The sequence below is a fragment of the Streptomyces sp. NPDC006335 genome (assembly GCF_040612795.1).
Taxonomy (GTDB): Bacteria; Actinomycetota; Actinomycetes; order Streptomycetales; family Streptomycetaceae; genus Streptomyces.
This window is the reverse complement of the sequence record NZ_JBEXQX010000016.1, coordinates 190,059-198,300: the sequence shown is the minus strand read 5'-3', so window position 1 is coordinate 198,300 and position 8,242 is coordinate 190,059. Positions and strand designations below refer to the sequence as shown.

8 protein-coding genes are annotated in these 8,242 nt (G+C 71.1%); 2 read left to right on the top strand and 6 right to left on the bottom strand.

The genetic code is table 11. The annotated features are described in order from the left end of the window. Positions 1 to 104 precede the first annotated feature (104 nt). The 4 genes from ABZ098_RS34685 to ABZ098_RS34670 are packed head-to-tail and all read right to left on the bottom strand — an operon-like array spanning position 105 to position 3,711. Positions 105 to 767 carry a response regulator transcription factor gene (locus ABZ098_RS34685; protein ID WP_356597700.1) on the bottom strand — a complete coding sequence of 221 codons (663 nt, stop codon included), beginning with the start codon at positions 765 to 767 and terminating at the stop codon, positions 105 to 107. Next, entirely contained in the window at positions 764 to 2,023 is a 1,260-nt protein-coding gene (locus tag ABZ098_RS34680; protein WP_356597699.1) for a histidine kinase, read from the bottom strand. The genes ABZ098_RS34685 and ABZ098_RS34680 overlap by 4 nt, the downstream gene beginning before the upstream one ends. 3 nt (positions 2,024 to 2,026) lie before the next feature. Then, positions 2,027 to 2,794, bottom strand: a complete 768-nt coding sequence (locus tag ABZ098_RS34675; RefSeq protein WP_356597698.1) for an ABC transporter permease — start codon at positions 2,792 to 2,794, stop codon at positions 2,027 to 2,029. Continuing rightward, positions 2,791 to 3,711, bottom strand: a complete 921-nt coding sequence (locus ABZ098_RS34670; protein WP_356597697.1) for an ABC transporter ATP-binding protein — start codon at positions 3,709 to 3,711, stop codon at positions 2,791 to 2,793. Before ABZ098_RS34670 ends, ABZ098_RS34675 begins: the two co-directional genes overlap by 4 nt. Before the next feature lie 94 nt (positions 3,712 to 3,805). Between ABZ098_RS34670 and ABZ098_RS34665 the strand changes: the two genes are divergently transcribed. Together ABZ098_RS34665 and ABZ098_RS34660 are read left to right on the top strand one after the other, a co-directional pair. Continuing rightward, the gene (locus tag ABZ098_RS34665) at positions 3,806 to 4,351 is read left to right on the top strand and encodes a GNAT family N-acetyltransferase (RefSeq protein WP_356597696.1); all 546 of its coding nucleotides are present in this window, start codon (positions 3,806 to 3,808) and stop codon (positions 4,349 to 4,351) included. Positions 4,352 to 4,394: 43 nt separating this feature from the next. Beyond that, complete coding sequence (locus ABZ098_RS34660) at positions 4,395 to 5,264, top strand: GNAT family N-acetyltransferase (RefSeq protein ID WP_356597695.1); 870 nt, start codon at positions 4,395 to 4,397, stop codon at positions 5,262 to 5,264. A 3-nt stretch (positions 5,265 to 5,267) separates the two neighbouring features. Here the strand turns inward: ABZ098_RS34660 and ABZ098_RS34655 are convergent, their stop codons facing one another. Continuing rightward, a complete protein-coding gene (locus ABZ098_RS34655) occupies positions 5,268 to 6,815 on the bottom strand; it encodes a type IV secretory system conjugative DNA transfer family protein (protein ID WP_356597708.1) in 1,548 nt (515 codons plus the stop codon). 15 nt (positions 6,816 to 6,830) lie between these two features. Next, positions 6,831 to 8,240, bottom strand: a complete 1,410-nt coding sequence (locus ABZ098_RS34650) for an ATP-binding protein (protein WP_280850670.1) — start codon at positions 8,238 to 8,240, stop codon at positions 6,831 to 6,833. Between the last annotated feature and the right edge of the window lie 2 nt (positions 8,241 to 8,242).

Below are 8,242 nucleotides of genomic sequence, written 5' to 3'. Positions count from 1 at the left end.
GGTACTGCAGGGGGGACCCTGTGGGAGAGTAGGACACCGCCGAACAATTATTGAGAAAACCCCCGTGCCATTCGGCACGGGGGTTTTCTGCGTTCCAAGCGATTTCATTTCACCAGCTTTGTTTCGTACGCCAGGATCACCGCCTGGATGCGGTCGCGGGAGCCCGTCTTCGCGAGGATGCGGCCCACATGGGTTTTCACCGTCGACTCCGCCAGGTGCAGGCGGGTGGCAATCTCCGTGTTCGTCCAGCCCTTGCCGATGACTGTGAGGATTTCGCGTTCCCGCTCGGTGAGGGGTGCGAGGCGCGGGTCGTCCTGTTCCGCCGCGGTCTGGGTTCCCGTTGGCAGATGGTGTGCGTAGGCGTCCAGAAGGCGGCGAGTGAGGCTCGGGGCGACCACCGCGTCGCCGGTCGCCACCGCGCGGATGCCCGACAGGAGGTCCTCCGGCTGGGCGTCCTTGACCAGGAAGCCCGAGGCTCCGGCGCGGAGGCCGGCGTAGGCGTACTCGTCGAGGTCGAAGGTCGTGAGGATGAGGACGCGGGTGCGGTCGCCGGTGGCGATGATGCGGCGGGTGGCCTCGATGCCGTCCAGGCCGGGCATGCGGACGTCCATCAAGACCACGTCGGGGTGCAACTCGGCCGTCATGCGGACCGCCTCGGAGCCGTTGGCCGCCTCGCCGAGGATCGTCAGGTCGTCCTGGCTCTCCAGCAGCATGCGGAAGCCGAAGCGCTGGAGGGGCTGGTCGTCGGCGATCAGGACGGTGGTCACTGCGGGGTTTCCTCCGGGAGGTGCAGGCGGACGCGCCAGCCTTGTTCGGGCCGGCGGCGGGGACCGGCCTCAAGTGTGCCGCCGTACAGGGACGTTCGTTCGCGCATGCCGGGAAGTCCTCGGCCGTCGGTGCTGATGGGGTCGCCTCCGCGGCCGGTGTCGGTGACCGTGACGGTGACGGCGCCGCCTTCGTCGTAGGAGATCTCGATGGTCGAGGTGGCGCCGGGGCCCGCGTGTTTGAGGGTGTTGGTGAGGGCTTCCTGGACGACCCGGTAGACGGTGAGCTGGCGGCCCGGGGGGAGGGTCGGGGTGCCGTGGACGGTGGTGTGGACGGGGAGGCCCGCGCTGCGTACGCCCTCGATGAGGGGGTCGAGGTCGGACAGGGCGGGCTGGGGGGTCAGCGCGGCTTCCGGGGGGTCGTCTTCGCGCAGGACGTCCAGGAGGCGGCGGAGTTCGGTGAGGGCCTGGCGGCTGGTCGTGGAGATGGCGGTCAGGGCTTCGGCCGCGCGGTCGGGGGACTTGCGGGCGGCGTAGCGGCCGCCGTCGGCCAGGCCCGTGATGACGGAGAGGTTGTGGCCGATGATGTCGTGCATCTCGCGGGCTATGCGGGCGCGTTCGGCGGCGGCGGAGAGGCGGGCCTGCTGGTCGCGTTCGATCTCCAGGCGGTGGGCGCGGTCCTCCAGGGCCTCGGTGTAGTTGCGGCGGGTGCGGACCGTGATGCCGATGGCCGCCGCCGAGACGAAGGTCAGCAGGGTCGGGAGGATCTCCTGGTCGGCGCTGCCGTGGGGATGGCGTACGGCGATCACGGTGACGGGGGCCAGGACGACTGGCAGCGCCCACCACAGGGAGCGGTGGGGGCGGCGCAGGGCGATGTGGAAGACGACCAGCATCTGGAGCATGGCCGCCTGGAGCACGGCTCCGGTCCAGGCGTTGGCCAGGGCGAACGGGGTGAGGGCGAGGAGGACCGTGCGGGGGTGGCTGCGGCGCCAGAGGAGGGGGACGGACAGGCCCAGGCTCAGGGTGAGGAGCAGGCCGGCGGGGACGTCGGTGTCGCGGGCGATGCTGCGCCAGCCGTCGCCGAGGTAGTCGATGAGGGCCGCCGTCACCCAGAAGCCGGTCAGGTGCAGGTCCCACAGGAGAGGGTGGCGCCGGTCGAAGGCGCGCACCCGCCTGGTGACGCGCTGGACGTACTCGGTGAGGGGTTCCGCCACCCGTTCTTCCGCCACGGGGTCCATGGTGAGGGCTTCGGCCGTCATCCGTCAGACGTCCCGTCGCTTCAGCAGCACCGCGGCCGCCGTCAGGGAGGCCGCCGCCCACAGGGACATGGCCAGCAGGGCGCTTCCTGAGGAAGCCGTGTCCGCGGTGGTGAGGGTCTCCATGGCGCGGCCGGGGAAGTGGCGTACGGCGTCGTCGACGACGGCGTACGGGAGCATGGCCAGGACCTCGGGGAGGATCATGACCAGGCCGATGAAGGCGCCCGTCGCGATCGGGACCGAGCGGGCCACCGCGCCGAGGCCCAGGGCCAGGACGGTGAGGAGGGCGAGGCCGGCCGCGTTGCCGGTGAGGGCGCGCAGGACGCCCGGGTCGCCGAGGGCGGACTCGTGCTCGCTGCCGGCGAGGAAGGACTGGGCGAGCGGGAAGGTGAGGAGGTTCGTCCACAGGCTGAGGACGAAGGCGATCGTGGCCAGGACCGCGGCCTTCGACCACAGGACGGGCAGGCGGGTGGGTACCGCGGTCATCGTGGCGCGGATCTGGCCGGTCGAGTACTCGCCTGCGGTCGAGAGGATGGCCAGTACCCCCAGGTTGACCTGGGCGAACTGGGTGCCCAGGAGGACCAGGACGACCGTGTCCATCTGGGCGCCGTCGCCGCTGTCGTAGGCGGCGCTGATGCCGACACCCATGGCGACGGTCAGAGCGCTGGTGGCGATGAGGGTGATCCAGGTGGAACGCAGGGTCCAGAGCTTGTGCCACTCCGAGCGCAGGACTCGGGCCGGGGTGACACGGTAGGCCGGTGTCGTGGCGGTCATGCCGTCGCTCCTTCCAAAGGGGTCGTGAACTCGACCGAGTCGTGGGTGAGGTCCATGAAGGCCTCCTCCAACGAGACGTGGCTGGGCGTGAGTTCGTAGAGCGGGATGGCGTGGGCCGCCGCGGTGCGGCCGATGTGGCGGGCGTCGGTGCCGCGGACCTCCAGGGTTTCGGGAGCGGTCGGGATCGCTTCGACTCCGGGCGCGGCGAGCAGCCGTACGAGGGCGGGGGCCTGCGGGGTGACGACCTTGACCGTGCCCGCGCCGGACTGCCGTACGAAGTCGTCGACCGTGGTGTCGGCGAGGAGGCGGCCGCGGCCGATGATGACCAGGTGGTCGGCGGTGAGGGCCATCTCGCTCATCAGGTGGGAGGAGACGAGGACCGTACGGCCTTCCGCGGCCAGGGACTTGAGGAGGTTGCGGATCCACAGGACGCCCTCGGGGTCGAGGCCGTTGACCGGTTCGTCGAGGACGAGGACGGCCGGGTCGCCGAGCAACGCGGCCGCGATGCCCAGGCGTTGGCCCATGCCGAGGGAGAAGCCCTTGACCCTGCGGTGCGCGACCTCGGTCAGGCCCGTGAGGTCCAGGACCTGGTCGACGCGGGAGCGGGGGATGCCGTGGGTGAGGGCGAGGGTGCGCAGGTGGTGGTGGGCGGTGCGGCCGGGGTGGACCGAGCGGGCCTCCAGGAGCGCGCCGACCTCGGTGAGGGGCGCGGGGTGGGTGGCGTAGGCGCGGCCGCCGACGGTGGCGTGGCCGTGGGTCGGGGCGTCCAGGCCGAGGATCAGGCGCATGGTGGTGGACTTGCCGGCGCCGTTCGGGCCGAGGAAGCCGGTGACGGTTCCCGGGCGGACGGTGAAGGACAGGTCGGCCACCGCGGTTCTGTCGCCGTAGCGTTTGGTGAGGTCCTGTGCCGTAATCATGCTTCGATGCTCGTGCGGGCGGGGGCGCCGGGCGTCGGACCGCGGGCAGTATTCCAGGTGAGGCGGGTAGTACCCGGGTACTACTGTGGCCCGCATGAGCTACGTGATCCGGTCCGTCCGCGCCGACGAGTGGCCCGCCGCGAAGGAGTTGCGGCTCGCGGCACTTCAGGATCCGGTGGCGCCCCTCGCCTTCATGGAGACCTACGAGGAGGCCGTCGTACGGCCCGACTCCTACTGGCGGGAGCGCACGGCCAAGGGTGCCGAAGGGGCCGACGGGGCCCAGATGGTGATCGCCGAGGCGCCGGACGGGCAGTGGGTCGGGACGGTGACGGTGCTGCTGGAGGAGCCCGGGACCACGGACTGGGCCGGGTTTCCGGTCGAGCGGAAGCAGGGGCATCTCGTCGGGGTGTTCGTACGGCCCGAGGAACGCGGGAGCGGGCTCACCGATGTGCTGTTCGACGCCGCCGTGGAGTGGGCGTGGGCGCACGGGGCCGAGCGGGTGCGGCTGATCGTGCACGAGGAGAACGGGCGGGCGCAGCGGTTCTACCGCAAGGTGGGGTTCGAGCCCACGGGTGTCGTCATGGCGCTGACGGGGGCACCTGGGGAGTCCGAGCTGGAGTTCGCGCTGGAGCGGGGCTGAGTTCTGGCCCTTCCTCCACCGGGTCGGTCGGGGATCATGAAGCATGCATTCCGATGACTGGCACTGGCACCTCACCGAAGACATCGACGAATTCCTCGCCCGGGCCGGGGAGTTCCTGCGCTCGCGCCCCGTTCCGCACCTCATGCAGCTCACCTGGACGGCGCGACTGCGCGCACGCGGGGCGGCCGCGTACGACGCGGAGGGGGCCGTGTTCGGCCTGCTGGAGCGGGCCGGTGAGGTGCACGCGACCTTCTACCGGCTGTCGCCCCGGCGCGGCCTGGGCCTGAGTCCGCTCACCGCGGAGCAGGCCGAGGCCCTCGCCGCCCGTCTGGTCGCGCTCGGCCACTCCGTGCCCTCGGTCAGCGCGGACGACGGGACCGCCGCCGTGTTCGCCGAGGCGTGGCAGCGGCACGCGGGGGCGAGGGAGGCACCGCGGGTGCGGGTGCGGCTCTGTCTGCGCCGCCTCGGCACGCTCGTGCCGCCGGATCCGCTACCGGCGGGGCGGGGACGGCCCGTGGGGGAGCGGGACCATGAGCAACTCATGGACCTGTGCCGGGGGTTCGCCGCGGACGTGGGGGAGGCCGTCACCATCGACGCCGACACCTGGGCGGGCACCCGGTTCGCCGACAAGAACTACACGTTCTGGGAGACCCCGGACGGCACGCCCGTCTCCCTGGCGGGCGCGAACCCGATGATCGCCGGGCTGGTGCAGGTGGACCCCGTGTACACGCCGGCTCCTCTGCGTGGCCGGGGATACGCGGGTGCCGTGACCGCCGAGGTGAGCCGGGCCGCGCTGGCGGCGGGCGCCACGGACGTCGTGCTGTTCACGGACGCGGCCAACCCCACGAGCAACGCCCTCTATCGGAGGCTCGGCTATGTGCCGGCCGTCGACTGGGTCGTGTACGACTTCTGAGCGCTACGTCGGGAGGTCCGCGTCCGGCCAGCGGGTGCGGGCCTGTTCGCGGGACCGGAGCAGGGCCAGGGTCGGTAGCCCCCGGTCCGCTCCGGCGGCCAGCAGCTCCGGGAGCTGGGGAAGCGGGGCCACGGCGGCGACGTCGTCCAGGACGAGCGTGAGTGGTGGGTCGAGGCGACCGGAGGATGACCGTTCGGCCATGCGCCGGCCACGCTCGACCACGCTTGAGGCGAGGGCCGTCAGGAGGGGCATCGCGCCCGGATTCGTCCTGGGGTCCTCGATGGATTCACCGACCACATAAAGCGTGCCCCCTTCATCGACGAAGGAATCCAAGGCGAGGGCATCATTTCGGTTGGGAGTGCATGCCTCGCGGATGTTGACCGTGAAGAGGGCGGAGAGGGCTCGGGTCGTCAGTTCCTGGGCGATGTCCCGGCGTTCTGGGTGGGCTGTGAGGGCTGCTTCGAGCTCGCCCGCCGCGCCGGGGGCTGCCTTCGGGTTGGTGCGGAGGGTTTTCACGGCGTCCTGGACCTGCGTGCCCTGGCACCAGCGGTGGACGTGGCGGATGGTGCGGGAGTCTATGGCCGCCGCGTGGAGGTAGCTGCGCAGGAGCGTTTCGGCGGTGTCGGCCACGGCCTGGTCGATCTTCGCGGTGGGGCGGACGGGGGCGAGGAGGGCCTGTGCTCGTGCCTTGGCCGTTTCCTTGGTCTCGCAGCCGGTGGTGGGGGACCAGTGGAGGCGGGCCGGGGTGTCGCAGAGGTGGGTGGGGTCGTAGACGTGGACCGGGCCGAGTTTGGCTCGGGCGTCCTTGGTGTCCTGCCAGACGGCTGGGTTCGAGGTGACTACGAGGGTGGGGCCTTCCGCGTCCCTGATGGTCTGGGTGGCGGTTGAGTGGCGGGTCGCTGGTGGGGCGTAGAGGATCGCGCCTTCGGCGCGGGGGGTTTCCCACCCGCCCACCCGTGCAGCATTCGTAGTCGCCTGAGGCTGCGGCTGCGGCTGCGTCGCGGAAAGCGGCAATGTCGGCTGCGGCTGCGGCTGCGCGATGGGTGACGGCAAGGGGGCGGGCAGCGGTGCCGTCGGGGCCGGCTGGTGCTCTGCGGAAGGCCTGGGGGCCGGGACCTCGTGGATCGGTTCTTCGGGAGCCTCTGATCGCCGTGCCCGTGCCGCCAGTTTCTCCGCTCTCGTCCGCGCGCGGACCGCTCGCCAGCGGGCCAGGGTTCCCATCACGAAGATCGTGAGGACGATCAGGATCAGCAGTTCGCCGATGAACAGGCCCCAGACCAGGCCGTAGCCGGAGAGCTGGCCGGCCGGGGTGTCGGGCCAGGCGCCCGGGATGTCCTGGGGGTGGCCGATGAGGTGGCGCATGGCGAGGGGTGTGCGGGTGAAGGTGACGCCCTTGGGCCAGTCGCCCCGCGCGAACAGGCCCGCGAGGCCCGTCGCCGTCCAGACCAGCAGGGTCATGCCGAGGAGGAAGGCGAGTATGCCGACCAACAGCCCGTCCGGGACGCCTCCCTGGCCTCCCTGACCGCCCTGCCGGCGGTCGTCCGGTCTCACCACTGCCCGCCCCTCCTACGCCACCGTCGACTCGGAGTCGCCCATGTGCTGTTCCACGAAGGCCGCCGCCCGCTCCTCCGCCTCCAGTTCGGCGGCGCGCAGGGCGTCGTCGGTGAGGTCGGCGGAGGACTCCGTCATCGCGCGGTCGGTGAAGACCAGGGGGCGTTCCGTCTCGGTGACCAGGTGTTTGACCACCTGGACATTGCCGTTGACGTCCCAGACGGCGATGCCGGGGGTGAGGGACGGGATGATCTCGACCGCCCAGCGGGGCAGGCCCAGGACCCGGCCCGTCGCCCGTGCCTCGTCGGCCTTCTGGGCGTAGATCGTGCGGGTCGAGGCCATCTTCAGGATCGCGGCCGCTTCCTTCGCCGCCGCTCCGTCCACCACGTCGGACAGGTGGTGGACCACCGCCACGAAGGACAGGCCGAGCCGGCGGCCGAACTTCAGCAGGCGCTGGAAGAGCTGGGCGACGAAGGGGCTGTTGATGATGTGCCAGGCCTCTTCCACGAGGAAGATGCGCTTCTTGCGGTCGGGGCGGATCCAGGTGTGTTCCAGCCAAACTCCGACGATCGCCATGAGGATGGGCATGGCGATGGAGTTGCGGTCGATGTGGGACAAATCGAAGACGATCAGCGGCGCGTCCAGGTCGATGCCGACCGTGGTCGGGCCGTCGAACATACCCCGCAGGTCACCGTCGACCAGGCGGTCCAGGACCAGGGCCACGTCCAGGCCCCATGCGCGGACGTCCTCTATGTCGACGTTCATCGCCTCGGCCGACTCGGGCTCGGGGTGCCGTAGCTGCTCCACGATGTCCGTGAGGATCGGCTGGCGTTCGACGATCGTCTCGTTGACGTAGGCGTGCGCGACCTTGAGCGCGAAGCCCGAGCGCTCGTCGAGGCCGTGGCCCATCGCCACCTCGATGATGGTCCGCAGCAGGGCGAGCTGGCCGGTCGTGGTGATCGCGGGGTCGAGCGGGTTGAGGCGGATCCCCATGTCCAGGGCGGCCATCGGGTCCAGGCGGATGGGAGTTATCCCCAGCTCCTGCGCGATGAGGTTCCATTCGCCGACGCCGTCCTCGCCCTGGGCGTCCAGGACGACCACTTGGCGGTCGCGGAAGCGCAACTGGCGCAGCACGTAGGTCTTCTCCAGCGCCGACTTGCCGTTGCCGGACTCGCCGAGGACCAGCCAGTGCGGGGCCGGGAGCTGCTGGCCGTAGAGCTGGAAGGGGTCGTAGATGTAGCCCTTGCCGGAGTACACCTCACGGCCGATGATCACGCCCGAGTCGCCGAGACCCGGCGCGGCGGTCGGGAGGTAGACCGCCTGCGCCTGACCGGTGGAGGTGCGGACCGGCAGGCGGGTCGTCTCGACCTTTCCGAAGAGGAAGGACGTGAAGGCGTCGCTGAGGACGGACAGCGGATCCCGCATGC

Excerpts from the sequence above, each read along its gene's own strand:
- ABZ098_RS34680 (WP_356597699.1), bottom strand. The coding sequence starts at position 2,023 with ATGACGGCCGAAGCCCTCACCATGGACCCCGTGGCGGAAGAACGGGTG.
- ABZ098_RS34675 (WP_356597698.1), bottom strand. The coding sequence starts at position 2,794 with ATGACCGCCACGACACCGGCCTACCGTGTCACCCCGGCCCGAGTCCTG.
- ABZ098_RS34670 (WP_356597697.1), bottom strand. The coding sequence starts at position 3,711 with ATGATTACGGCACAGGACCTCACCAAACGCTACGGCGACAGAACCGCG.
- ABZ098_RS34665 (WP_356597696.1), top strand. The coding sequence starts at position 3,806 with ATGAGCTACGTGATCCGGTCCGTCCGCGCCGACGAGTGGCCCGCCGCG.
- ABZ098_RS34660 (WP_356597695.1), top strand. The coding sequence starts at position 4,395 with ATGCATTCCGATGACTGGCACTGGCACCTCACCGAAGACATCGACGAA.
- ABZ098_RS34650 (WP_280850670.1), bottom strand. The coding sequence starts at position 8,240 with ATGCGGGATCCGCTGTCCGTCCTCAGCGACGCCTTCACGTCCTTCCTC.